A 24,637-nucleotide genomic window follows, 5' to 3' on the forward strand; every position below is an offset into this window, starting at 1 on the left:
CGTCCGTTCCGCACACATGGGTGCGATATCGGACCATTCCGCATGTACCCGTTCAGCACCGGAATGTTCCGTCGCATCCATGCCATAGGGGACCGTTCCCTACGCAGCCGCGCCGTACGCAACCGACCCGCAAGCCTAACGACTACTCCGGCAGCCGCAGTTCCAGGTCCGCGCGCGGCATCACGCCCTCGCGGCCCACCTCCGACAGCAGCTCGACCACCGCACCGCGCCCGGGGACCTCGGCCTCCGGGTCGATGTCATGCCACGGGACCAGCACGAACGCGCGCTCATGGGCGCGCGGGTGCGGCAGCGTCAACTGCGGGTCGTCGGAGATCACGTCCTGGTAGGCCAGGATGTCGACGTCGATGGTGCGCGGGCCCCAGCGCTCGTCCCGCACCCGCTCGAAGGCCTCCTCGATCGCATGCCCGCGCTCCAGGAGGGAAGACGGCGGCAACGTCGTCTTGATCAGCACCACGGCGTTGAAATACGACGGCTGCGAACCGGGCACGACGCCCCACGGCTCGGTCTCGTAGACCGGAGAGACCGCCTTGACCCGCAGGCCGGGAGTGTCCTCCAGTGCGTCGATGGCGCCCTGGAGCGTCTCCAGGCGGTTGCCGAGATTGCTGCCGAGGGAGATCACGGCGCGTTTGGGATTGGACAGCGTCACATCGGCGGCGTCCACCTGCTCCACCACGGAGGCGGGCACCGGCTGTACGGTCGGGTCGCTGCTGGTGTTCAATTTCGGCTCCGGGTGATGGTGATGGTCACGTCATCAAAGGGGACGGTGATCGGGGCGTCCGGCTTGTGGACGACCACCTCCACCTCCTGCACCCCCTCGTGCTTGAGGCACTGGTCGGCGATCCGCTCCGCGAGCGTCTCGATGAGGTCGACCGGCTCGCCCTCCACGACGGCCACGACCTCCTCCGCCACCACGCCGTAATGCACGGTCCTCGCGAGGTCGTCGGAGGCCGCCGCCGGGCGGGTGTCCAGCCCCAGCACCAGGTCCACGATGAAGGTCTGGCCTTCCTCGCGTTCCCGGGGAAACACCCCGTGGTGCCCTCGGGCCTTCAGCCCACGCAGCGCGACACGATCCACGCGAATCACTCCCACTGGTCCACTGGCACCTTTGGCGCCACCGTTCGTCCGATACCGGGCACGCACCAGACTCGTCCGGCACTCCGCCTCGTCGTCGAATCTACCTGCGAGCACCGACAGTGCTCGCCCACGGGGGCTATGGACAAGACCCCGCACTGGTGCTAGGCCCTGCCCGGAGGGCAGGCCGTCCGCGCGGCCTCCTTACCCCCTGTCGCACACCCCACCCCTACCCGTGCCGCACTTGGCTCGAACGGGTGCGCCCTTGGCCGTCCGGCTGACGCCGGCCGCTGACGCCGGCCGTGCCAGCCGGGGCTGCGCCGCAGGTCAGCGCCCTGGTGACGGCCCCCGGGGCACGCTCCGGCCACCCACCGGACCGGCCCCGTTCCAACCCCGGCCACCCACCGGACCGGCCCCGTTCCAGCCCCGGCTCACACCCCGCCCGGCGCCCCGGGCCCACCGACCGGGCCGTCACCGTCGCCGTCCCCGTCGGCGTCCTCCTCGTCCTCGTCCTCGCGGTCCGCCAGCACCGGTGACCCGTGGTGCGACCACACCCGCCAGCCCTCCTCCGTACGCCGGAAGACATTGGTCGCCACGACCAGCTGGCCGATCAGCGGCCCCACCGAGCCGTCGTCCTCGGCCGGCCCGCCGCTGAGGATGTTCTCGGTGCAGGTCACCAGCGCGGTGTCACCGAGGACATCGATCTCCACATCCGTCAGGAAGAACTGGATGTACTCGGTGTTCGCCATGATCAGGGCGTACGAGCGGAGCACCTCGCCGCGTCCGCGCAGCACCGGCCACCCGGGGTGCACCACGCTCACCTGGCCGTCCAGCCACAGCTCGGACAGCGCCTCGTGATCGCCGCGCTCGATGGTCTCGTACAGGGTCGTGTTCGCCTGCTCGACCAGCTCGATGTCCGTCCGTGGGCCCAAGCCGCTCACGCCGCTCCCGTCGCGTTCGCCGTCGTTTCCGTTGTTGCCGTCGTTCATGCCGTTGTGCCCGTACGGCCGGTATCGGCCGCACCACCGGCGCCCCCTGCATCGGACGCACCGGCCGCACCCACCGCGGTCTCCACCGCGCGTGCCACCCGTACCGCGTCCGCGCTCGCCCTGACCTCGTGCACCCGCACCGCCCAGGCCCCCTCTCGCGCCACGATCGCCGACACCGCCGCCGTCGCGGCATCCCGCTCCCGGGCCGGCGGTGGGGTGGCTCCCGCGCCGCCCGCCAGCACCCTGCCCAGGAACCGTTTCCTCGATGCCGCCACCAGCAGCGGCCGCCCCAGCGCCCGCAGCCGGGCCAGCTCGGCGACCAGCGCGAGATCGTGCCCGGCGTTCTTGGCGAAGCCCAGGCCGGGGTCGATGACGATGTACTCCGGGTCGATGCCGCCGGCCACCGCACGCTCCACGCTCTGCCCGAGTTCGTCCACGACCTCCGTGACGACATCGGCGTAGACGGCGCGGTTGTTCATGTCGATCGACTGGCCGCGCCAGTGCATCACGACGAACGGCACCCGGGACGCGGCCACCACCGGCACCATCGCCGGGTCCGCGGCGCCCGCACTCACATCGTTGACCAGCCGCGCCCCGGCCTCCACGGCCCGCTCGGCGACCGTCGCGCGCATGGTGTCGACGGACACCACGGCCCCGGCCGCCGCCAGTTCCCGTACGACCGGGACGACCCGGCGCAGCTCCTCGGCCTCGTCCACCCGCGCCGCGCCCGGCCGGGTCGACTCGCCGCCCACGTCCACCATGTCGGCGCCCTGCGCCACCAGGTCGAGACCGTGTTTGACGGCGAGTTCGGTGTCGAACCACCGGCCGCCGTCGGAGAACGAATCGGGCGTCACATTGACGACGCCCATCACCGCGCAGCGGTCCCAGTCCGGCAGTCCGGCCACCCGGCCACGCAAGGTACTCATGGCACCAGCCTAGGCCGTGTGCCGACCGGCCGGATTGCGGCCGGTGGCTGCGGCGCGGGGCCGCTCGCGGGCCCGGCAGCGCCGGCGGCCCGGCAGCCGGCCCGCCCGGTACGGCGGCCGTCCGTCAGGCCGCCCTCTCGATCGCCGCGGTCGCCGCGACGGGCTCCCTGGTGTGCGCGCACGGCCGCCGCTCCGCGGGCCGCTTGCGGCGCAGCGCGCGCGGCAGGCCGAGCTCCAGATAGCCCTCGGCCTGGAGCGCGGCGAGGCCGATGCGCGGGATGTCACGGCTGTTGCGGAAGACCACGAAGCGGGGCTCCCAGCGTGGCCGGAACTTGTCGTTGAACTTGTAGAGCGACTCGATCTGGTACCAGCGGGACAGGAAGATCAGCATTCCGCGCCAGACCCGGATGACCGGCCCCGCGCCGAGCTTCTCGCCGCGCTCCAGGGAGGAGCGGAACACCGCGAAGTTCAGCGACACCTGTTTGATCCCGAGGTCCGGCGCGGCCTGCAGCGCGGCGACGATCAGCAGCTCGTTCATGCCGGGGTCGGCGCTGCGGTCGCGGCGCATCAGCTCCAGGGAGATCCCGCTGTCGCCCCACGGCACGAAGTGCTGCATGGCCTTGAGGTCCCCGTACGGGCCGGGCTGCTCACCCTCGCCGGGGGCCAGATGCGCGGTGGCGATCACCGCATCGCCGTCGGCCACCGCGTCGATCCGGCCCAGCGCCATGGAGAAACCGCGCTCGGTGTCGGTGTCCCGCCAGGCGTTCGCGGCCTGCTGGATCCGCGCCAGCTCCGCCGGCTCCAGGTCGCGCACCCGCCGCACCCGGGTCTCGTAGCCGTTGCGCTCGATGCGCTTGACCATCTGCCGTACGTTGCGCATCGCCCGGCCGGTCAGTGTGAAATCGGCGACATCCACGATCGCCTCGTCGCCGAGCTCCAGCGCGTCCATGCCGGTCTCCCGGGTCCACACCTGGCCGCCGGTCTCGCTGCAGCCGGTCACCGCCGGCGTCCAGGAGTGCGCCCGCGCCTCCTCCATGAAGCGCTCGATGGCGCCCGGCCAGGCCTCGACGTCACCGATCGGGTCACCGCTGGCCAGCATCACGCCGGAGATCACCCGGTAGCAGACGGCAGCCTTGCCGGTCGGCGAGAAGACCACGCCCTTGTCGTGGCGGAGCGCGAAGTAGCCGAGCGAGTCCCGGGCACCGTGCTTGGCGAGCAGTTCACGCAGCCGCTGCTCGTCGTCGTCGGTCAGCCGGGCCGCCGGGTGCTCGGGGCGGAAGGCGAGATACGCGGTGGTGGCGACGGTCAGCAGGCCGAGCGCGCCGAGGGAGTAGCCGACGGTGTAGTCGACCTGGTGCGTGTAGCCGATCGGGCCCTCGAAGCCGAAAAGGCCCCACAGGACGTGCTGCGCCCGGTCCCAGAAGGACGGCGAGCCGACGATCTTGTGGGGGTGGGAGCTGACGATCACCATGCCGATGGCGAAGCTCGCGCCGCCGAGGACGACGAGATTGGCGACGGCCTTCCAGCGGCTGCGCGGGTCGGGGAGAGCCGCGAATTCGCGCCGGTGGCGGACCAGGAACAGCAGCAGGGCGAGCGAGAGCACCGCTCCGAAAACCGAGTGGCGGTAGACGAGCTGAGCGGCGATCCCCACCGGGAGCAGCGCCACGGCCGCCCCCCAGGCCCGTCGCTTACGCCGTTTGAGTCCATGGGCCAGCAGGAGCAGCAGGATGCCGACGACGATCGACGCGGCGGCCGCCAGCGGGCTCACCGCGCCCGGCAGGACCTCGGCCAGGGCGTGCACCCGGCTGTGCCGGAACCGCGGAAACACCCCGGCCGCCAGGTTCAGCAGGCCGACGACCACACCGGCCGTACCGACGAACCCCGGCACCGATTCGGGTTTCGGGCCGCGGAGCCAGCGTGGCGTTCGCCACGCAACCGTCTCCGTTTTTTCGCCATCTAGCCTGTCAGACATCACTTTCCCGTCGCCCCGGTCGAGAGAACGTGCGAGCCTTGTCGCAGCATCTGGACTTTTTGCGCCCTGTATGACGGCGTTTCAGGGCTCGGGGTTCCATTAGCGGACGGATGGCCCGGCCGCCCGGAAGAAAGCACCACATGGGTCTCACCAGTAAGAAAGTGCTGCTTCTTGCCGTCTTTGTCGCGGTGGCACTGTTCGTCCTCACCATTTGGCTCTGGCCGCGCCTGTCGAAGGGAAACTGGCGCGCCGTGGTCGGCCGTATCGGCCTGCTGCTGGCGACCCAGGTCTCCCTGTTCGCCTCGGTCGGCCTACTCGCCAACAATTCCTTCGGCTTCTACGCGTCCTGGGCCGACCTCTTCGGCCAGGAGCAGGAGCCGGGCGTGGTCACCGACTACGAGACCGGCCCGAAGGGCACCAAGCTGAAGGTGCTGGGCACCGAGCACCTCAGCATCCCCGGCGGCTCCAAGCCGAAGGTCGCCGGACGCATCGAAAAGGTCCTGGTCCAAGGCGAGCAGTCCAAGATCACCAGCCCCGCGTTCGTCTATCTGCCGCCGCAGTACTTCCAGAAGAAGTACGCCGGCAAGAAGTTCCCCGCGACCGTGGTCCTCACCGGCTACCCGGGCACCGCGCAGGCCCTCTACAAAAAGCTGCATTTCCCGCAGACCCAGCACGGTCTTCTCAAGCAGAAGAAGGTGCAGCCGACCATCCTGGTGATGATGCGCCCGACCGTCGCACCGCCTCGTGACACGGAGTGCGTGGACATACCCAACGGCCCGCAGACCGAGACGTTCTTCACCAAGGACCTGCGCGCCGACATATCCCGGCACTACCGAATAGGCACCGAGGCCAAGAACTGGGGCGTGATCGGCGACTCCACCGGCGGCTACTGCGCGCTGAAGATGACCATGCGCCACCCCGAGGCGTACTCCACCGCCGTCGCCCTCTCCGGCAACTACAAGGCCCCCATCGACGCCACCACCGGTGACCTGTTCGGCGGCAGCCGCCAGCTGGAGCGCGAGAACGACCTCCTGTGGCGCCAGAAGAACCTCCCCGCTCCCCCGGTGAACCTCCTCGTCACCACCAGCAAGCTGGGCGAGGCGAACTACCGCCAGACGCTGCAGTTCATCCAGCAGACGAAGTCGCCCTCGCGCATCTCGTCGATCATCCTCGACAGCGGCGGCCACAACTTCAACACCTGGCGCCGTGAAATCCCCGCCGCCATCGAATGGCTCGGCAAGCACCTCAAGGCCTGAGCCGCACAGGGCGGCTCCGGCCCCCTCCCGCCGGGGGAAACCCCCGGCTGATGAACTCTCCGCCGGCTAGCGAGCCATTATCAGGCTCATCGCCTCGGCCCGCGTCGAGGAATCCCGCAGCTGGCCGCGCACCGCGGACGTCGTCGTCTTGGCGCCGGGCTTGCGTATCCCGCGCACCGACATGCACATGTGCTCGGCCTCGATCACGACGATCGCTCCGCGCGCTTCGAGGATGCGCATCAGAGAGTCCGCGATCTGCGTGGTCAGCCGCTCCTGCACCTGGGGGCGGCGGGCGTAGACGTCGACCAGGCGGGCCAGCTTGGACAACCCTGTGATCTTGCCGCTCTCAGCCGGGATATACCCGACGTGCGCCACGCCGTGGAACGGCAGGAGATGGTGTTCGCACAGAGATACGATTTCGATGTCCTTGACCAAGACCAGCTCGTCGTGCCCGATGTCGAACGTAGTCGTGAGGACGTCCTCCGGCTCCTGCCACAGGCCCGCCAGGATCTCCTTGTACGCCCGTGCCACCCGCGCCGGCGTCTCCAGCAGCCCCTCACGGTCCGGATCCTCGCCAACCGCGATGAGGAGCTCACGTACGGCGTTTTCGGCGCGCTTCTCGTCGAATGTGCCGATCTTGCCGTCGCCGTCCAGCGTCACAGGATCCGTCATGTGGTGCCTCGTTCCTTCTGCGCCCGCACGAAACGCGGAATGCCGCGCCCCCAGGCTAAAACCTGCGGGGCGCGGCATTCATTCCGGGGCCGGTGTGACCCTGAGCTCAGCTCTCGGGACGCGGTTCCTCGGCGGCTTCCGCCTTCTCCGTGGAGACGGTGGTCGTCGTCGGCACCGAGCCGTTGGCCGGGCTCAGCTCCTTCGGCGACAGCACCGGCGGACGGGTCGAGGGCGTACGACGGGAGGAGCCGGTCCACGCCGGGCGGGCCGGGCGCTTCACGATGTGCTTGAAGATCTCGGCGATCTCCTCCTTGCCGAGGGTCTCCTTCTCCAGAAGCTCCAGCACCAGGTTGTCGAGGACATCGCGGTTCTCGACCAGGATCTCCCACGCCTCGTTGTGCGCGGTCTCGATGAGCTTCTTGACTTCCTCATCGACCAGCGCGGCGACCTCTTCCGAGTAGTCGCGCTGGTGACCCATCTCACGGCCCAGGAAGGGCTCGGAGTTGTCGGTGCCGAACTTGATCGCGCCGAGCCGCTCGGTCATGCCGTACTGCGTGACCATCGCGCGGGCCGTTGCGGTGGCCTTCTCGATGTCGTTCGCGGCGCCCGTGGTCGGGTCGTGGAAGACCAGCTCCTCCGCCGCGCGCCCGCCCAGCATGTAGGCCAGCTGGTCGAGCATCTCGTTGCGGGTGGTGGAGTACTTGTCCTCGTCGGGCAGGACCATGGTGTAGCCCAGGGCCCGGCCACGGGACAGGATCGTGATCTTGTGCACCGGGTCGGAGTTCGGTGAAGCCGCCGCGACCAGGGCGTGTCCGCCCTCGTGGTACGCGGTGATCTTCTTCTCCTTGTCGGACATGATCCGGGTCCGCTTCTGCGGTCCGGCCACGACGCGGTCGATCGCCTCGTCCAGGAAGTGGTTGTCGATCAGCTTCGCGTCGCCACGAGCCGTGAGCAGCGCGGCTTCGTTGAGGACGTTCGACAGATCGGCACCGGTGAAGCCGGGGGTGCGCTTGGCGACGGCCTTGAGGTCGACGTCCGGCGCGACCGGCTTGCCCTTCTGGTGCACCTTGAGGATCTCCAGGCGGCCCTGGAGGTCCGGACGGTCGACGGCGATCTGCCGGTCGAAGCGGCCGGGACGCAGCAGCGCCGGGTCGAGGATGTCCGGCCGGTTCGTGGCGGCGATGAGGATCACGCCGCCCTTCACGTCGAAGCCGTCCATCTCGACGAGGAGCTGGTTGAGCGTCTGCTCGCGCTCGTCGTGGCCACCGCCGAGACCCGCACCACGGTGCCGGCCGACGGCGTCGATCTCGTCGACGAAGACGATCGCCGGGGCGTTCGCCTTGGCCTGCTCGAAGAGGTCGCGCACCCGGGAGGCGCCGACACCGACGAACATCTCGACGAAGTCGGAGCCGGAGATCGAGTAGAACGGGACGCCGGCCTCACCGGCGACGGCGCGGGCGAGCAGCGTCTTGCCCGTTCCGGGCGGGCCGTACAGCAGCACGCCCTTGGGAATCTTGGCGCCGACGGCCTGGAACTTCGCCGGCTCCTGCAGGAACTCCTTGATCTCGTGGAGTTCCTCGACCGCCTCATCGGACCCCGCGACGTCCGAGAACGTCGTCTTGGGGGTGTCCTTGGTGATGAGCTTCGCCTTCGACTTCCCGAACTGCATGACGCGGGAGCCGCCGCCCTGCGCCTGGTTCATCAGGAACAGGAAAACGACCACGATGAGGACGAAGGGGACCAGCGAAATCAGCATCCCGACGAACGGGTTCTGCTTCTCCGGGGAGACGGTGTACCCGTCCTTGATCTCGTTCGTCTGGTACTTGGCCTGCAGGTTCTTCGCCAGATCGACGCCCTGGTCGCCGATGTAGCTCGCCTGGATCTTGTTGGAACCGTCGATCTTGTTGTCGCCCGACAACTCGATCTTGATCTTGTTCTCGTCGCCGGTCGTCAGCTCGGCGGATTTCACCTTGTTGTCAGCGATCGCCTTGACGACCTGACCGGTGTCCACCGTCTTGTAGCCGCCGGACGAGCCGACGACCTGCATCAACACGACCACGGCGAGGACGGCCAGCACGATCCACATGACCGGCCCACGGAAGTATCGCTTCACGTCCATCCATACGGAGCCGCTTAGGCCCCGTCCCTCCTGCCACAGTGAGGCACAACGCCCTCGGGAGGGCTGGTCGTGCGTACGGTGTATTACTGGCCCGAATAAAGCCTGCCTTCGGACGGTACCCCAGCATTGTCACCCGACGGCGCGCTGCGCGGTTAACAATGCGGCCTGCAATACCGTTCTCCCTGCTCCAACGGCGGGAAACCCCGAAGGGTTCCCGCCGGGGCAGCGAAGGCCGGTCCGGAGCCCTCGTCCGTCCACGGCGGCCGGACGAGCGGCGGTGCTTCCGAGAGCCGTGCTTCGGCTTCCTCGGCTCTCAGCCGCCGTATACGTGGGGCGAGAGGGTACCGACGAACGGCAGATTGCGGTACTTCTCCGCGAAGTCCAGGCCGTAGCCGACGACGAACTCGTTGGGGATGTCGAAGCCGATCCACTTCACGTCGATGGCGACCTTCGCCGCTTCCGGCTTGCGCAGCAGCGTGCAGACCTCAAGGGAGGCCGGCTCGCGCGAGCCGAGGTTGGACAGCAGCCACGACAGCGTCAGGCCGGAGTCGATGATGTCCTCGACGATCAGGACGTGCTTGCCCTTGATGTCGGTGTCGAGGTCCTTGAGGATGCGGACCACACCGGAGGACTGGGTGCCCGCGCCGTACGAGGACACGGCCATCCAGTCCATCGTGACGGGGGTGGACAGCGCGCGCGCCAGGTCCGCCATCACCATCACGGCGCCCTTGAGGACACCGACGATGAGCAGGTCCTTGCCCGCGTACTCCGCGTCGATCTTCGCGGCCAGCTCCGCCAGCTTCGCGTCGATCTCTTCTTTGCTGATGAGTACCGACTTAAGGTCGGCGCCCATGTCCTTGTCGTCCACCCGTGCCACTCTCGTTCGGTTCGGTGTCATGTCAGTCGTGAGACTCATGAAGCGGGGCAGTGTTCGGTCCTGCGGCTCAGCCCTGCCGAATGACCAGTCTGCCACCCTGCCGTCGCACACCCACGCGCCCGGGGAGGTTGATGGCGCCCTGCCCGCGCCAGGCGGTGATCAGCCGGTCGACTTCTTCGATGTGGCGGGCGAAGAGCGAACCGGCGGGTGAGCCCGCGCCGATGGCGGCCCGGCGCAGCACCCGGCGGCGTACCGCGGGGGGCAGCGCGAAGAGGGCCGCGATGTCGAGGCTGCCGTTGTCGTCGAGCACCGTGCCCTCGGCGTCGGCCGCCCAGGCGTCCAGCGCGTCGGCGTCGTCGCGGGAGAGCTGCGCGGTGCGGGCGAGGGCCTCGACGACTCCCTTGCCGAGAGCTTTCTCCAGGGCGGGCAGGCCTTCGTGGCGCAGCCGTGAGCGGGTGTACGCGGGGTCGGTGTTGTGCGGGTCGTCCCAGACGGGCAGCGACTGGATGAGGCACGCCTTGCGGGCGGTCTGGCGGTCCACGTCCAGGAAGGGGCGGCGGTAGCGGCCGTCCTGCCCGGTGGTCGCGGCCATTCCGGACAGCGAGCGGGTGCCGGAGCCGCGGGCGAGGCCCAGCAGCACCGTTTCCGCCTGGTCGTCCCGGGTGTGGCCGAGGAGGACCGCGGCGGCGCCGAGGCGTTCCGCGGTGGCGTCCAGGGCGGCGTAGCGGGCGTCCCGGGCGGCGGCTTCCGGCCCTCCCTCGCGGCCCACGTGGACCGCGACGGACTCGACGGGGTCGAGCCGCAGGGCCCGCAGCCGCAGGGCGACCTCGGCGGCGCGGAGGTCGGAGCCGTCTTGGAGGCCGTGATCGATGGTGACGCCCCCGGGACGGACGCCCAGCTTGGGGGCTTCGAAGGCGAGCGCGGAGGCGAGCGCCATGGAGTCGGCGCCACCGGAGCAGGCGACGAGCACGAGCGGGGCGTCGTGCCGGTCCTGCGCGAGGTGGTGGTTCAGTACGTCGTGGAGTACGCGGCGGACCGCCAGGCGTATCGCGGCGACCGCTGGATGGGGACCCATGTCCGTTTCCAATCGTTCAGCTGGGAGCTGGGAGCCTCGGGCCGTGGACGCTGAATTCGTCACACAGAGTGCCTAGATGGTGACAGAGGCGAGCAGTTCCCCGAGCATTGCACGCCTATCCATGGGTCACGGTCCCTCGGACGGGTGATTGAAGGGGCGCTCTTCTGCCGTGCGGTGTGCCCAGCTCACACCGAACGGCTACGGTGCCCCGTCCGCCTTCCGATGCATCCGCGCGATCCAGTCCGCCGGTTTGGCGATCTCTTGTTTGGTGGGGAGGGTGTTCGGCGACGTCCAGACGCGGTTGAAACCGTCCATGCCGACCTCCTCGGCGACGGCACGTACGAACCGCTCGCCGTCACGGTACTGCCGCAGCTTGGCGTCCAGGCCGAGCAGCTTGCGCAGCGCCTGGTCGAGCCGGCCGGCGCCGGTGGCCCGGCGCTTCTGGAACTTCTCACGGATCTCGGCGACGGACGGCACGACATCCGGCCCCACGCCGTCCATCACGTAATCGGCGTGCCCCTCCAGCAGGGACATCACCGCGGTCAGCCGGCCGAGGATCTCGCGCTGGGCGGGCGTCTGCACCACGTCGACGAGGGAGCGGCTGCCGTCGTCGCCCTCCTCGCCCTCGGGCTTGGCGCCGGCCAGCGACTGGGCGGCCTCGCGCAGCCGCTCCAGGAGGGTGCCCGGGTCGATGTCGGTCTCGCCGAGGAACGACTGGATCTCGCCCTCGATGTGGTCCCGCAGCCAGGGGACGGCGGTGAACTGGGTGCGGTGGGTCTCCTCATGGAGGCACACCCACAGCCGGAAGTCGTGCGGGTCGACCTCCATCTCCCGCTCGACGTGCACGATGTTCGGCGCGACGAGCAGCAGCCGGCCGCCCTGGGCCGCGGCCGGCAGATCGCGGGAGGCGGGCGCGAACGTCTCGTACTGGCCGAGGACGCGGGAGGCCAGGAACGAGAGCAGCATGCCCAGTTCGACGCCGGTCACCTTGCCGCCGACCGCGCCGAGCACGGCGCCGCCCGGGACCGTCGAGCGGCGGTCCTCCATCTTGTCCAGCAGGGGCTTGAGGACGGCCCGGAACCCGGCGACATTGGCCCGGATCCAGCCGGGCCGGTCCACGACGAGAACCGGCGTGTCATGCGGCGCCCCGTCCTCCGCGCCGGGCTGCGCCATCCGCGTGAACGCGCGCACATGTTCCTCGGAGGACTTGGCGTGCCTGCGCAGCTCCGCGACGATGGCCCGCGCCTCGTCCCGGCTCACCTCTGGACCGGGCCGTACAAACCGGGTCGCGGTCGCAACCGCGAGATTCCAGTCGACCATCTCCGCACCACCGATGCTCGTCATGGCTTCACGGTACGTGGGCGCTCCGCTATGGGGTAGCCGGTTCGCCGCGCTCAGCCCCAGCCGATGTCTTGGCGCACCCGCCGTTTCGGCTGCGGCGCCGTGCCGCAGCCGAAACGGCGACTACCGGCAACCGCAATTCGCCACGGCCGACGCAAGCTTGTCGAGCGCCTCCTGCGCTCCCTGGGCGTCCGTCGTGCCGCTGGTCATGAAGGCGAAGACCAGGAGGCGGCCGTCGGCGTCCACGACCGTGCCGGCCAGGGTGTTCACGCCGGTGAGGGTGCCCGTCTTGGCGCGTACGGCGCCGGCGCCCGCCGTCTGGCCCGCGTAGCGGTTGCTGAGGGTGCCGGTGAAGGCGGCCACCGGGAGGCCGGTGACCACGGAGCGCAGGGCGGGGTGGCCGGGTGCGGAGGCTCGCAGCAGGAGGTGGGAGAGCAGGCCGGCGGAGACCCTGTCGGCGCGGTCCAGGCCGCTGCCGTCCGCGAAGACGGCGCCCGAGAGGGGGAGGTGTTGGCGCTCCAGCGCGGTGCGTACGGCCTTGCCGGCGCCCGCGAAGCTGACCGGCTCGCCGACGGCGATGGCGGTCTGGCGGGCCAGTGCCTCGGCGATGTCGTTGTCGGAGTAGGTGAGCATCCGCTCCACGAGGGCGGAGAGCGGGAGGGAGTGGACGGCGGCGAGCCGGTCGGCCTCCTTGGGGGCCTTCGCGGGACGGGTGTCGACGTGGACGGTGATGCCGCGCCGGTGCAGCAGATCGGCGAACGCACGGGCGGCGGCCAGGGCCGGATCGGCTTCGCGGGGCGCGGTGCCGTGTTCGCTGTCGTCCAGGCGGGCCTCGTCGGCCATCAGGGCGGTGACGGGGGCGATGTTCTCGTTGGGGCCGATGGGGTGCAGGACGGGTCCCGAGTACGCCGAGGTGTCGTAGCCAAGGGTGATCTCGGTGGTCTTGTGCTTCTTGAGGGCGCGGGCGGTGTCGTCGGCAAGGGTGCGCAGATTCGCGGGCTGTTCCTCGGTGCCGCCCTTGGGCGCGCGGGCGGTGAGCGTCGGGTCGCCGCCGCCGACCAGGACGACGCGGTCCTTCGCGCCGCTCACGACGGTGGTGTCGATGCGGTGGTCGGCGCCGAGTTCGGCGAGCGCGGCGACGGCGGTGGCGAGCTTGACCGTGGAGGCGGGGGTGGTGGCCACGCCCGGCCGGGAGCCGAAGACCTCGCGTCCCGTGGCGACGTCCAGGACGGAGGCGGCGCGCAGCGAGCCGAGCGCCGGATCCTTGAGCAACGGCGCGAGCGCGTCGGCCAGCCCCGCGCCCGTAGGCACGGGAGCCGTGCCCCGGCCGACGGCGCCGTGTGCGGGCCCGCCGAGCGCGGGCAGTACGGGCGGCGCGCCGGACCCGTCGGCGGAGCCGGGGGCGCGCACCCGGCCGTGATGCTCGCCACCTGTGCCGACTCCGGCGGCCGCTCGCGCCCGCTCGGCCGTACGCTGACCGGAGTCCCACGGCCCGGACGCCGCCACCGCGACGACCGCGACCGCCAGGCCGGTGGCGGCGGACACCGCTGTCAGCCGCCAGGTCTGCCGCGTATGGCGGGGTGCGGACCGCCACGTCTCGCGCGCGGCGTCCGACGCCGCTCGCGCGGTATGCCCCGCCTGCCGCGCGTACCGCTGCGCCGACTGCCATCTGACCTGCCATGTTCTGGTCTCCGGCACCTCGGACCAGCCCCTTTCGCCACCACACACCTGCGTGGGGGACACTTAATCACCAGACGTATGTGTTGATCATGGAGGAGCCACCCGTGGAGTTCGACGTCACCATCGAGATCCCGAAGGGTTCGCGGAACAAGTACGAGGTGGACCACGAGACCGGTCGGATCCGCCTGGACCGTCGACTCTTCACCTCGACCAGCTACCCGGCCGACTACGGCTTTGTCGAGAACACCCTGGGCGAGGACGGCGACCCGCTGGACGCCCTGGTCATCCTGGATGAGCCGACCTTCCCCGGCTGCCTCATCAAGTGCCGCGCCATCGGCATGTTCCGGATGACGGACGAGGCCGGCGGCGACGACAAGCTGCTGTGTGTCCCGGCGTCCGACCCGCGTGTGGAGCACCTCCGGGACATCCACCACGTGTCGGAGTTCGACCGCCTGGAGATCCAGCACTTCTTCGAGGTCTACAAGGACCTGGAGCCCGGCAAGTCCGTCGAGGGCGCCAACTGGGTCGGCCGCACCGAGGCCGAGGCCGAGATCGAGGCCTCGTACAAGCGCCTTGAGGCGCAGGGCGGCGCGCACTGACGGTGCTCTGACGCACCGACGCACTGTGATTTTCGTACGCGAACGGGCGGCACCCACTTGGGGGGGTGCCGCCCGTTCGCGTATCGCTGCCGGAGAGGGACAGCGGCCATCGGGCAGGCCCTGGCTAGAACCCGCGGGTCCGCTTGGCGGCCCGGCGGCCCGCGCCCGCCTCTCCCATGGCCGGCGCGCGCAGGAACAGCCGGGCCACCTCGCTGCCGAGGTTGACCCCGACGGCGATGGCCAGCGCCAGCGAAACGGCCTTGATCAGCGACGCGAAGCCGTCGAGCAGATTGCCCTGGGCGAAGTGGAGCAGCCCGAAGTACGTGGCACTACCGGGCAGCAGCGGGCCGATGGCCGCGGTGACGTACGGCAGCGCGGAGGCATAGCGGTAGCGGGAGAGCAGCTGGCCGAAGAGGCCGACGAGGCCGGCCGCGATGGCGGTGGCCGGCACCGGGTCGAGGCGGGCGACATTGGCCAGGGCGCCGTAGACGACCCAGGCGACCCCGCCGTTCAGGGTCGCGACCAGCACGGTGTGACGTTCCTGCTGGAGCAGTACGCAGAACGCCACTGCCAGCAGCAGGGACGCGCCGATCTGCACCAGCGGCTCGTTGTACTGCGCCAGCGCCGTCTGCGGCTTGATCGTCTTGAGGCCGGGGTTCAGCTGCAGCCCGACGTAGAGCACGGTGAGCACGCCGACGACGATGCCGACGATGAGGTAGCCGACCTCCAGCAGACGGGCGGAGGCGGTGATGTAGTAGCCGGTCAGGCCGTCGTGAACGCCCGCGACCAGCGCCCGCCCCGGGATCAGTGCGAACAGCCCACCGGTGATCACCGCGGACGCCTGCACAGGGGCGTGCACCAGGCCGAAGGCGACGCCCATCGCGGCCGGCGGCATCGCCGCGACCACGAACTGGTAGAACTCCGGCAGCCCGCGCCCGGACGCCAGCCAGGCCAGCCGGTCGCCGAGCATCGAGCCCGCCGCGGCCGCCAGGAACACCAGCAGCCCGCCGCCGACCAGCATCGACGCGCTGCCGGAGAGCAGCCCGGAGGCCATCGTCAGCGCCCAGCTCGGGTAGGGGTGCCGGTTACGGCGGATCTCGGCGAGGCCGCGGTAGGCCTCTTCGAGGGTGATGCCCTCGGAGGTGATGTCGTCGACGAGCCGGAAGACCGCGGACAGCCGGTTGTAGTCGACACCGCGGCGCCGTACCGTCCTGCTGGCCGTGAGCGGGTCATCCACCAGCGAGGGCTGGTACGAGATCGACAGCAGCGTGAAGGTGACGGTCGGCTCGACCCGCTCCAGCCCGTAGGCGTGCGCGACACCGAACATCGCGGCCTCGACGTCCTCGGCGCCCTCACCGCCGGCGAGCAGGATCTCGCCGATACGCAGTGTCAGGTCGAGCACACGGGGCACGGCGGGGCCGGCCTCTTCGGGGTGCTCGATCCGCTGGGGCGTCGGCCGCTCGTGCACCGGCATCCGCAGCATGGTGCGCATCCGGTCCTGCCAAGGGGCTTCCTTGGTGAGGCTGATGACGGGGATGCCGTGCGGCGGGGTGAAGGCCTGCCCGGCGCCTCCGGGCAGCGGCGTCTGGCCGGTCGTGCTGCCGGGCGGCGTGAACGCCGAGCCCTCCTGCTCGGGCGGCGCTTCCGGACGCAGGCCCTCCGGCAGCGCGAACTCGGAGGTCGGGTGCTCGTCCTCGGGAAGCGGGGGGTACGGCACGCCCAGCGGCGGAGTGAAGGCGCTGTGTGCCTCGTCCGACTGCGGTTTGCGGTCCTCCGGGGCGCCGGCCGGGTCGCCGTTGCCGCCTGTACCGCGCTGTGGGTCCGACGCCACGTCTCTTCGCTCCTCGTAGGCCCTGTGCCTCCTGCCGACTGTCAGGGACACCATGCCTGATGAGGTGTCGCCGCGCTTCCTTGGGCCCCACACACCCGGCCACGGGAGGGGACGGGCGGGAGAACGAGGTCCGCAGGCCCGTCACCGCACCCGGCAACGCACGCGGCGGCCGCCGGCGGAGCGTCAGCGCTTGGCGTGCCTGCCGCGGCGGCCGTCCGCGCCGCCCTGCGGCCGGTCCGCGATCCCGCCGGCCACCGGGCCGGGCTCCGCCACGGCCTGCTTCTTGGCCTTGCTGCGCGCCCGGAGGTACTCGACGGCGATCGGCACCACGGAGATCAGCACGATCGCGACCAGCATGGCCTCGATGTTCTTGTGGACGAACGCGACATTGCCCAGCGAGGCGCCGAGCAGTGTGACACCGGCGCCCCACAACGTGCCGCCGATGATGTTGAAGGTGATGAACGAGCGGTAGTTCATCCGGCTCACGCCCGCGACGATGGGCGTGAACGTCCGCACGATCGGCACGAAGCGGGCCAGGATCAGCGACTTCGGGCCGTACTTCTCGAAGAACTCATGCGCCTTCTCGACGTTCTCCTGCTTGAAGAGCCGGGAGTCGGGGCGCTTGAAGAGCGAGGGGCCGACCTTGCGGCCGAAGAGATAGCCCGCCTGGTCACCGAGGACCGCGGCCAGCACGACCAGAGAGCACACCAGCCACAGCGGCTTGTCCAGCTTGTTCGTCGTCACCAGCAGGCCGGTGGTGAACAGGAGCGAGTCGCCCGGCAGGAAGAAGCCGATCAGCAGGCCGGACTCCGCGAAGACGATGACGAGGACGCCGATCAGGCCGAATGTCGCGATCAGATAGTCCGGGTCCAGCCACTGGGGGCCGAGCGCGAGAGTATTCACGTGGTGAAGGCTCCTGGGTCGAGGGCGCCGGATCGTGCGGTGCAGCGGGGAAGCGACGGGGATGCAGGCGCGGTGTGCGGCCCAAAGCTATCAACGCAGGGTGGGGTGCCTTGGTTCCAGCCGCCCGCTCCCCGCCACTCCCCGCCGCTCCCCCGCCCCGTTCCTCGATCGCCCCCGACCGCTGGCCGCGCCCGCCGACCCAGGTGATGCTGGCCATAAGGAGGTGCGCGCATGGGCATCGAGGATTACGGCGGCGGGCAGCAGTCACAGTCCGACGTCATGGTGGTGACGACGAACGACGTCCCGGGTTTTCACGTGGACCGGGTCATCGGCGAGGTCTTCGGCCTGACGGTGCGCTCGCGGCACCTCGGCAGCCAGATCGGCGCCGGCCTGAAGTCGATGATCGGCGGCGAGCTGAGGGGCCTGACCAAGACCCTCGTCGAGACCCGCAACCAGGCGATGGAACGGCTGGTGGAACAGGCCCGCACACGTGGTGCGAACGCAGTGCTGATGTTCCGCTTCGATGTCACGGAAGCGGCCGAGGTCGGCACCGAGGTGTGTGCCTACGGGACGGCCGTCGTCATCGCCCCGAAGAGCTGATCCGCAAGAGCCGATGGATACCTGCGCTCACTGATGCCGCGCGGCATTCGCCAGGATCGCGTCACGCATATAGACGGCGAGCCCCTGCCTGATCGCCTCGTACATGGCGGTGAACCGCTCGTCCTCGACATACATCCCGCCGAGGCAGGTGTGGATCTCGTGCGTGCAGTCGTAGTAGGCGCGCCGGATGAACTGCCGGTGCTCCTCCGCGACATCCATCGCCGCCTCGGAGTCCGCCGCGACGCCCCGTGCCAGCAGATCCGCCATGCTGCGGTGGACGGCGTCGAGCTCCGCCATCAGCCGCTTCCAGTCGTCCTTGGTGTAACCGGCCGTCCTGCGCTGCGACTCCTTGTAGGCGTCGGTGCTGCCCCAGCGCTCCTCGACCTCCGCCGCGTGGTCGTCGGGATCGTAATCCCCGAAGACCTCGAACTTCTCCTCCGGTGTGAGCCGTACGTTCATCCTGCGTGCCTCCATTGCGTGTTCGACGGCGGCGGCCATCTCCTGGAGCTTGCCGATCCGCGCGCTCAGCAGGTCGTGCTGGCGCCGCAGATGCTCCTGCGGGTCCACATCCGGGTCGTCCAGGAGGGCCGCCACCTCGTCGAGCGGAAAGCCGAGCTCCCGGTAGAACAGGATCTGCTGCAGCCGGTCCAGATCGGCCTCGCCGTAGCGCCGGTGCCCCGCGTGATTGCGCTCGCTGGGCAGCAGCAGCCCGATCTCGTCGTAGTGGTGCAGGGTCCGTACGGTGATCTTGGCGAACCCGGCCACCTGCCCTACGGAATAGCTCACTTCCGCTCCCTTCTCGGTATGCACTCCACGATGTGTCCTCACGCCACGTGAGGTGCAAGTCCGGATTCTGAAATCCGCGGGAGGCGGACGATCCGGGGTGACATCCTTCGGCCCATGCTGGGGATAACGGATCTTTCTACGTATCTGGCCGGCCTCGCACTGATCATCCTGCTGCCGGGGCCGAACTCGCTGTACGTCGTCTCGGTGGCGGCCCGGCGCGGCCCGCGGGTGGCGTACCGGGCGGCGGCCGGCGTGCTGTGCGGCGACGCGGTGCTGATGACGCTGTCGGCGGGCGGGGTGGCCTCGCTGCTGCAGGCCAGCCCGGTGCTCTTCGCGATCGTGAAGTTCGCCGGCGCGGGCTATCTGACCTGGCTGGCGGTCGGGATGCTGCGCGGCGCCTGGTCGCTGTGGCGCGGCCGGGTGACGCGCCGAACCGAGGGCGCCGAAGGGGACGCGGCCCCGACCGCGGCACCGAAGGCGGCCGCCGAACGGCCGTACCGCAGGGCGCTGGTGGTCAGCCTGCTCAACCCGAAGGCGATCTTGTTCTTCATCTCCTTCTTCGTGCAGTTCGTCGACCCGTCCTACGCCCACCCGGTGCTGTCGTTCCTGACGCTGGGCGCCTGGGCGCAGCTCTTCAGCTTCACGTATCTGACGATCCTGATCTTCAGCGGGACGTTCCTGGCGGCGACCTTCCGCCGCCGCAGGAGGCTGACGGCCGGCCTGTCGGCGGGGGCCGGGGCGGCGTTCCTCGGCTTCGCGGCGAAGCTGTCGCTGGCCGGCACGAGCTGAGCGCGGCCGCTGCGGCGGTCCGCTGACGGGCGGGTGGCGGTCCTTCAGGGCGGCCGCCCGCCCGTTGGTCTTCCGGCGGGCGCATTCCACCGGGCGAACTGCGGAGGCCCCGCACCCCCTGCGCCCTTATTGTCGGGATTCAGGAGGTACGTCCATGCCGACGCACGACGTGCATGTCGCCGTCATCTACTACTCCTCGACCGGCACCGTCGCCGAGCTCGCCCGGCTGATCGCGGACGCCGCCGAGCACGCGGGCGCCGACGTACGACTGCGCAGGACCGGCGAACTCGCTCCGCAGGCCGCCGTCGACGCCAACCCCGCCTGGGCCGCGAACGCCGCCGCCACCGCCGACATCCTGGAGGCCACCCACGAGGACATGCTCTGGGCGGACGCGGTGATCTTCGGTTCCCCCACCCGCTTCGGCAATGTCTCCTCCCAGCTCAAGCAGTTCCTCGACACCCTGGGCGGGCTCTGGCACCACGGCAGACTGGCCGACAAGGTCTACAGCGGCTTCACCGCGAGCGCCACCAGGCACGGCGGCCAGGAGTCCACTCTGCTCGCGCTCTACCAGACCATCCACCACTTCGGCGGCATCCTCATCGCGCCCGGCTACACCGACCCGGCGAAGTACACCGACGGCAATCCCTACGGCACCTCCCACGTCGGCGGCCCGGATATCCCAGTCGACGACGATGCGCGCACCGCCGCCCGGATCCAGGCAGAACGCGTCGTGAGATTCACCAAAGCCCTCACATTCGGCCTCGCACAGCAACAGTTGACAGGTAGCCACAGCTGATGACCCTCCACAAAGGCGCATCCGACCGCGACCGGCAGGGCACCGTCCACCCGGTCAATCCCTTCTACGGCGAGGCCGATCCGGTCGCCGGCATGGCCACCGCGCCCCCGCGGCACCGGCTGCCCGACGAACCGATCGCCCCGCACACGGCCTATCAGTTCGTGCACGACGAGCTGATGCTCGACGGCAACTCCCGGCTGAATCTGGCGACCTTCGTCACCACGTGGATGGAGCCGCAGGCCGGCGTCCTGATGGCCGACTGCCGGGACAAGAACATGATCGACAAGGACGAGTACCCGCGCACCGCGGAGCTGGAGAAACGCTGCGTGGCGATGCTCGCCGACCTGTGGCACGCACCCGACCCGGCAGCGGCCGTCGGCTGCTCGACGACCGGGTCCAGCGAGGCCTGCATGCTCGCCGGGATGGCCCTCAAACGACGTTGGATGCAGCAGAACCGGGACCGCTATCAGGGCGGCGCCCGGCCCAACCTCGTCATGGGCGCCAACGTCCAGGTCTGCTGGGAGAAGTTCTGCAACTTCTGGGAGGTCGAAGCGCGCCAGGTCCCCCTGGAGGGCGACCGCTACCACCTCGACGCGGCGTCCGCCGTCGCGCTCTGCGACGAGAACACCATCGGCGTCGTGGCGATCCTCGGCTCGACCTTCGACGGGTCGTACGAACCGGTGGCCGAGATCTGCGCGGCACTGGACGACCTCCAGGAGCGCACCGGCCGGAACATCCCGGTCCATGTGGACGGCGCGTCCGGCGCCATGGTCGCACCGTTCGTCGACCGGGACCTGGTGTGGGACTTCCGGCTGCCGCGGGTCGCCTCCATCAACACCTCGGGCCACAAATACGGCCTGGTCTACCCGGGCGTCGGCTGGGCGCTGTGGCGCGATCAGCAGGCACTGCCCGAGGAGCTGGTCTTCCGCGTCAACTACCTGGGCGGCGACATGCCGACCTTCGCGCTCAACTTCTCCCGGCCGGGCGCCCAGGTCGCCGCCCAGTACTACACCTTCCTGCGGCTCGGCCGAGCCGGCTTCCGCGCCGTACAGCAGGCGACCCGGGATGTGGCCCGCTCGATGGCCGAACGGATCGGCTCACTGGGCGACTTCAGGCTGCTCACCCGCGGCGACCAGCTGCCGGTCTTCGCCTTCACCACCGCCGACGACGTCACGGCCTTCGACGTCTTCGACGTGTCCCGGCGGCTGAAGGAACGCGGCTGGCTGGTCCCCGCATACACCTTCCCGCCGCACCGCGAAGACCTCTCCGTCCTGCGGGTGGTCTGCCGCAACGGCTTCTCCCACGACCTCGCCGACCTGTTCATGGCGGACCTGGAACAGCTACTGCCCGAACTCCGCGCTCAGCCGGGCCCGTTGGAGCGGCCGGAGGGTGTGGCGACCGCCTTCCACCATTGAGCACTCGCCCACCGCCCGCGTCCGAGGTGGAACAACCGCCCGATCCCGGCCTCGCTAACGGTCGTCCTCAGGGTGCGCGTCCTTCACCGCATACGGGTTCTCCACCCCGTCCGGCAGCACCCCCACGAACCGCTCCCCCTCGCCCGCGAAGACATATGCCCCGCCCTCGATCCGCTCGATCAGCCCCCGCGTCCACGCCGCACCGCTGTCCGCGGAGTGCACCCACAGGTTCATGATCTCGCCGATATGGCCGAGCTGTCCGGGCCCTTCCTCGGGCGTGTAGTACTCGGTGACGGTGCTCCGCCACTCCTCCAGCGCCCGCACCCGCTCCTTGAGCAGCGCCACCGCCTCGGCGCGCGGCAGGTCGAGGACGAAGCCGATGCCCGCGCTCAGCACATCGGCCTTCTGGTCGTGCTGGGAGAGCGCCGCGCGCAGCAGCGTGAAGAACTCCGCCTCGCCCGCCTCGGTCAGCTCGTACTCGGTACGCGGCGGGCCTCCGGCGGTGCTGGGCGCGATGTCATGGGCGCGCAGCAGCCCTTGCTTGGCCATCTGCTTGAGCGCGTGGTAGATCGAGCCCGGCTTGGCATTGGACCACTCGTGCGCGCCCCAGTACTCCAGGTCGTTGCGCACCTGATAGCCGTGCGCCCGCCCGTGCTGCCGCACGGCGCCCAATACCAGCAGCCGGATCGCCGACATCGTCTCCTCAACCCCTCATACACCCCGGCGCACCTCTGCGCCCGATGCCGTCAGCCTAGGCCGCGCTACCCCTCCCGCGCCTCGTCCACCAGCGCAAAGGCGGTCTTGCCGTCCAGGGACTCACGGATGATGTCGGCGTGGCCGGCGTGCCGGGCCATCTCTGTGGTCAGGCGGAGCATCAGCCAGCGCATCGACACCGCCTCATCGTCCGGGAACCACGGCTGGTCGGGCAGCGGGAAGGTGTCGTTCAGGCTGGGCACGGACCGGATGAAGTCCTCGGTCTGCCGGGCGACCTTGTCCCAGTAGGCGAGGGTCGACTCGACGGTCTCGTCGCCGACCATCTGGAAGCTGTCGCCCCAGTCCTCTTCGGAGCGCTGGGTGTCGGGGGCCACCTGCCGGGCCCGCGACAGCCAGCCCTGCTCGGTCTCCGCGACGTGCTTGAGCAGCCCGGAGAGCGAGAGTTCACTGGCGCTGGGCCGGGTCGCGGCCTGCTCGTCGGTCAGGCCGAGCAGCGTCCGGCGGATGCCTCCGCGCTGCTCGTCCAGGAAAGCGAGCAGCGCGCCGCGCTCGTCGCCGTGGGCCTCTGCGTGTACGTGCATGACCATGGGGGCCGCCTCTCGTGACATCCGTGAACGGCCGGCTCCTCGCCGTCCGCCTTCCGACACCACTCAAGCTACGAGCCCTTGCGGTCAGCTTCTGTCCGCAACCCGCAGGCGATCGGATCAGAAGGGGAACCGGGACCGCCCGTGCTGGATGGAGACCCACTTCTGCGTCGTGAAGGCCTCGACCGTGGCCTCGCCGTTGAGCCGGCCGATCCCGGAGCACTTCTCCCCGCCGAAGGCGACCAGCGGCTCGTCGTGCACGGTGCCGTCATTGATGTGGATCATGCCGGTGTCGATCCGCCGGGCGATCTGCGCGCCGCGCTCCACATTGGCGGTGTGCACCGCGCCGCTCAGCCCGTACGGGGAGTCATTGGCGATCCTTACGGCCTCGTCCTCGCCGTCGAACGGCACCAGCAGCACCACCGGGCCGAAGATCTCCTGGGTGTGCAGGCCGGAGTCGGCGGGCAGCCCGGCCAGCACGCTCGGCTCCACCAGATTGCCCTCGGTACGGCCGCGCAGCAGCGCCGTCGCCCCCTCGGCGACCGCCCGGTCGACCAGCGCGGTCAGCGCGTCCGCCTGGAAGCCGTTGATCAGCGGGCCGATCTGGGTCTGCGGATCGCGCGGGTCGCCGGTGCGCAGCGCCGCCACCCTGGCCACGAACTTCTCGGTGAACTCGGCCTCCACCTTGCGGTCGACCAGCACCCGGTTCGCCGCCATGCAGACCTGGCCCTGGTAGATGAACCGGCTGAAGACGGCGGCGTCCACGGCGTAGTCGATATCGGCGTCGTCCAGCACGATCAGCGCGCTGTTGCCGCTGAGTTCGAGGATGACGCGCTTGAAGTGGCCGGCGCTGACCGAGGCGACATGGCGGCCGACCTTGTCCGAGCCGGCGAACGAGATCACCTGGGGCACCCGGTGCTCGATGAGCGCATCGCCGATCTCCGCGATATCGGTGACCAGCACATTGACCAGGCCGTCGGGCAGCCCCGCGTCCTGGAACAGCTTGGCGACCAGTCCGCCGCCGGCGATCGGGGTGTTCTGGTTGGGCTTGATCACCACGGCGTTGCCGAGGGCCAGCGCGGGCGCCACCGACTTCATCGAGATCAGGAACGGGAAGTTGAAGGGGCTGATCACCGCGACGACGCCGACCGGCCGGCGGTAGACACGGTTTTCCTTGCCGTCCACGGGCGAGGGCAGGATGCTGCCCTGCGGCCGCAGCGCGAGCCCTATCGCCTCGCGGACGAACTCCTTGGCGAGGTGGACCTCGTAGGCGGCCTTGACGCGGGTGCCGCCCAGTTCGAGGACGAGCGCCTCGATGATCTCTTCCTCGCGCTCCTCGATGAGCCGCAGCAGCTGTTCGATGACCCGCCGCCGGGCATAGGGGTTGGTCTCCGCCCACTCGCGCTGTGCCCGTTCGGCGGCGCGGTACGCCTCGTCGACCTGGTCCACGCCGGCGACCGTGATCGACGCCAGCTTCTCCTGGTCGTAGGGGTTGAAGTCGATGATGTCCCACGAGCCGCTGCCGGCCCGCCACTCACCGTCGATGAACTGGTAGGCCAGGTCTGCGAAGAAGGACATGGCATCCCTACTCTGTGCGGCTGTGCTCTGCGGGGGGCTGATC

23 protein-coding genes are annotated in these 24,637 nt (G+C 70.0%); 6 read left to right on the forward strand and 17 right to left on the reverse strand.

Going from position 1 to position 24,637, the window contains the following annotated elements:
* Positions 1-142: 142 nt before the first annotated feature.
* The 5 genes from folK to AB0I10_RS17010 all read right to left on the reverse strand — a co-directional run bounded on the left by folK (position 143) and on the right by AB0I10_RS17010 (position 4,979).
* Positions 143-739 (reverse strand): 2-amino-4-hydroxy-6-hydroxymethyldihydropteridine diphosphokinase, encoded by a 597-nt coding sequence (gene folK / locus AB0I10_RS16990; protein ID WP_363153241.1) that lies wholly within the window; start codon positions 737-739, stop codon positions 143-145.
* The gene (gene folB / locus AB0I10_RS16995) at positions 736-1,095 is read right to left on the reverse strand and encodes a dihydroneopterin aldolase (protein ID WP_363153242.1); all 360 of its coding nucleotides are present in this window, start codon (positions 1,093-1,095) and stop codon (positions 736-738) included. The genes folK and folB overlap by 4 nt, the downstream gene beginning before the upstream one ends.
* Positions 1,096-1,523: 428 nt before the next feature.
* Positions 1,524-2,024 (reverse strand): nuclear transport factor 2 family protein, encoded by a 501-nt coding sequence (locus AB0I10_RS17000; protein WP_363153284.1) that lies wholly within the window; start codon positions 2,022-2,024, stop codon positions 1,524-1,526.
* A gap of 53 nt (positions 2,025-2,077) precedes the next feature.
* Positions 2,078-3,007, reverse strand: a complete 930-nt coding sequence (folP, locus tag AB0I10_RS17005) for a dihydropteroate synthase (RefSeq protein WP_363153243.1) — start codon at positions 3,005-3,007, stop codon at positions 2,078-2,080.
* A 124-nt stretch (positions 3,008-3,131) separates the two neighbouring features.
* Positions 3,132-4,979: a phosphatidylglycerol lysyltransferase domain-containing protein gene (locus AB0I10_RS17010; protein WP_363153244.1), complete on the reverse strand. Its 1,848-nt coding sequence runs from the start codon at positions 4,977-4,979 to the stop codon at positions 3,132-3,134.
* 140 nt (positions 4,980-5,119) lie between these two features.
* Between AB0I10_RS17010 and AB0I10_RS17015 the strand changes: the two genes are divergently transcribed.
* Complete coding sequence (locus AB0I10_RS17015) at positions 5,120-6,235, forward strand: alpha/beta hydrolase-fold protein (protein ID WP_363153245.1); 1,116 nt, start codon at positions 5,120-5,122, stop codon at positions 6,233-6,235.
* Positions 6,236-6,301: 66 nt separating this feature from the next.
* On the opposite strand, the gene folE is transcribed toward AB0I10_RS17015, so the two are convergent.
* The 6 genes from folE to dacB all read right to left on the reverse strand — a co-directional run bounded on the left by folE (position 6,302) and on the right by dacB (position 14,017).
* The gene (gene folE / locus AB0I10_RS17020; protein ID WP_363153246.1) at positions 6,302-6,907 is read right to left on the reverse strand and encodes a GTP cyclohydrolase I FolE; all 606 of its coding nucleotides are present in this window, start codon (positions 6,905-6,907) and stop codon (positions 6,302-6,304) included.
* A gap of 106 nt (positions 6,908-7,013) precedes the next feature.
* The gene (gene ftsH, locus AB0I10_RS17025) at positions 7,014-9,026 is read right to left on the reverse strand and encodes an ATP-dependent zinc metalloprotease FtsH (protein WP_363153247.1); all 2,013 of its coding nucleotides are present in this window, start codon (positions 9,024-9,026) and stop codon (positions 7,014-7,016) included.
* Between the two features lie 313 nt (positions 9,027-9,339).
* Positions 9,340-9,879, reverse strand: a complete 540-nt coding sequence (gene hpt / locus AB0I10_RS17030; RefSeq protein WP_363153285.1) for a hypoxanthine phosphoribosyltransferase — start codon at positions 9,877-9,879, stop codon at positions 9,340-9,342.
* Positions 9,880-9,970: 91 nt separating this feature from the next.
* Entirely contained in the window at positions 9,971-10,978 is a 1,008-nt protein-coding gene (tilS, locus tag AB0I10_RS17035) for a tRNA lysidine(34) synthetase TilS (RefSeq protein WP_363153248.1), read from the reverse strand.
* Between the two features lie 198 nt (positions 10,979-11,176).
* Positions 11,177-12,322, reverse strand: a complete 1,146-nt coding sequence (locus tag AB0I10_RS17040; RefSeq protein WP_363153249.1) for a zinc-dependent metalloprotease — start codon at positions 12,320-12,322, stop codon at positions 11,177-11,179.
* A 120-nt stretch (positions 12,323-12,442) separates the two neighbouring features.
* Positions 12,443-14,017, reverse strand: coding sequence for a D-alanyl-D-alanine carboxypeptidase/D-alanyl-D-alanine-endopeptidase (dacB, locus tag AB0I10_RS17045; RefSeq protein WP_363153250.1), 1,575 nt, complete (start codon positions 14,015-14,017; stop codon positions 12,443-12,445).
* An 86-nt stretch (positions 14,018-14,103) separates the two neighbouring features.
* Here dacB and AB0I10_RS17050 point away from each other — a divergent pair, with 86 nt between their 5' ends.
* On the forward strand, positions 14,104-14,598 hold the full coding sequence (locus tag AB0I10_RS17050; RefSeq protein WP_108151010.1) for an inorganic diphosphatase: 495 nt from the start codon (positions 14,104-14,106) through the stop codon (positions 14,596-14,598).
* Positions 14,599-14,722: 124 nt separating this feature from the next.
* Here AB0I10_RS17050 and AB0I10_RS17055 read toward each other — a convergent pair whose 3' ends face one another.
* The gene (locus AB0I10_RS17055; RefSeq protein ID WP_363153251.1) at positions 14,723-16,429 is read right to left on the reverse strand and encodes a threonine/serine exporter family protein; all 1,707 of its coding nucleotides are present in this window, start codon (positions 16,427-16,429) and stop codon (positions 14,723-14,725) included.
* A 183-nt stretch (positions 16,430-16,612) separates the two neighbouring features.
* Complete coding sequence (locus AB0I10_RS17060; protein WP_363153252.1) at positions 16,613-17,332, reverse strand: VTT domain-containing protein; 720 nt, start codon at positions 17,330-17,332, stop codon at positions 16,613-16,615.
* Positions 17,333-17,563: 231 nt separating this feature from the next.
* Between AB0I10_RS17060 and AB0I10_RS17065 the strand changes: the two genes are divergently transcribed.
* Positions 17,564-17,932, forward strand: a complete 369-nt coding sequence (locus AB0I10_RS17065; protein ID WP_363153253.1) for a YbjQ family protein — start codon at positions 17,564-17,566, stop codon at positions 17,930-17,932.
* Positions 17,933-17,959: 27 nt separating this feature from the next.
* Here the strand turns inward: AB0I10_RS17065 and AB0I10_RS17070 are convergent, their stop codons facing one another.
* The gene (locus AB0I10_RS17070; RefSeq protein ID WP_363153254.1) at positions 17,960-18,718 is read right to left on the reverse strand and encodes a MerR family transcriptional regulator; all 759 of its coding nucleotides are present in this window, start codon (positions 18,716-18,718) and stop codon (positions 17,960-17,962) included.
* Between the two features lie 114 nt (positions 18,719-18,832).
* On the opposite strand from AB0I10_RS17070, the gene leuE reads away from it, so the two are divergent.
* The 3 genes from leuE (at position 18,833) to AB0I10_RS17085 (ending at position 21,718) form a co-directional block, all read left to right on the forward strand.
* Entirely contained in the window at positions 18,833-19,507 is a 675-nt protein-coding gene (gene leuE, locus AB0I10_RS17075; RefSeq protein WP_363153255.1) for a leucine efflux protein LeuE, read from the forward strand.
* Between the two features lie 154 nt (positions 19,508-19,661).
* On the forward strand, positions 19,662-20,303 hold the full coding sequence (wrbA, locus tag AB0I10_RS17080; RefSeq protein WP_363153256.1) for an NAD(P)H:quinone oxidoreductase: 642 nt from the start codon (positions 19,662-19,664) through the stop codon (positions 20,301-20,303).
* Positions 20,303-21,718, forward strand: coding sequence for a glutamate decarboxylase (locus tag AB0I10_RS17085; RefSeq protein WP_363153257.1), 1,416 nt, complete (start codon positions 20,303-20,305; stop codon positions 21,716-21,718). The genes wrbA and AB0I10_RS17085 overlap by 1 nt, the downstream gene beginning before the upstream one ends.
* A 54-nt stretch (positions 21,719-21,772) precedes the next feature.
* Here AB0I10_RS17085 and AB0I10_RS17090 read toward each other — a convergent pair whose 3' ends face one another.
* The 3 genes from AB0I10_RS17090 to AB0I10_RS17100 form a co-directional block, all read right to left on the reverse strand.
* Positions 21,773-22,414: a PadR family transcriptional regulator gene (locus tag AB0I10_RS17090; protein WP_363153258.1), complete on the reverse strand. Its 642-nt coding sequence runs from the start codon at positions 22,412-22,414 to the stop codon at positions 21,773-21,775.
* A gap of 65 nt (positions 22,415-22,479) precedes the next feature.
* Positions 22,480-23,019, reverse strand: coding sequence for a DinB family protein (locus tag AB0I10_RS17095; protein ID WP_363153259.1), 540 nt, complete (start codon positions 23,017-23,019; stop codon positions 22,480-22,482).
* Between the two features lie 117 nt (positions 23,020-23,136).
* Positions 23,137-24,594 (reverse strand): aldehyde dehydrogenase family protein, encoded by a 1,458-nt coding sequence (locus tag AB0I10_RS17100; RefSeq protein ID WP_363153260.1) that lies wholly within the window; start codon positions 24,592-24,594, stop codon positions 23,137-23,139.
* Between the last annotated feature and the right edge of the window lie 43 nt (positions 24,595-24,637).

The sequence above is a fragment of the Streptomyces sp. NPDC050636 genome (assembly GCF_040654775.1).
In the GTDB taxonomy this organism is placed as follows: Bacteria; Actinomycetota; Actinomycetes; order Streptomycetales; family Streptomycetaceae; genus Streptomyces.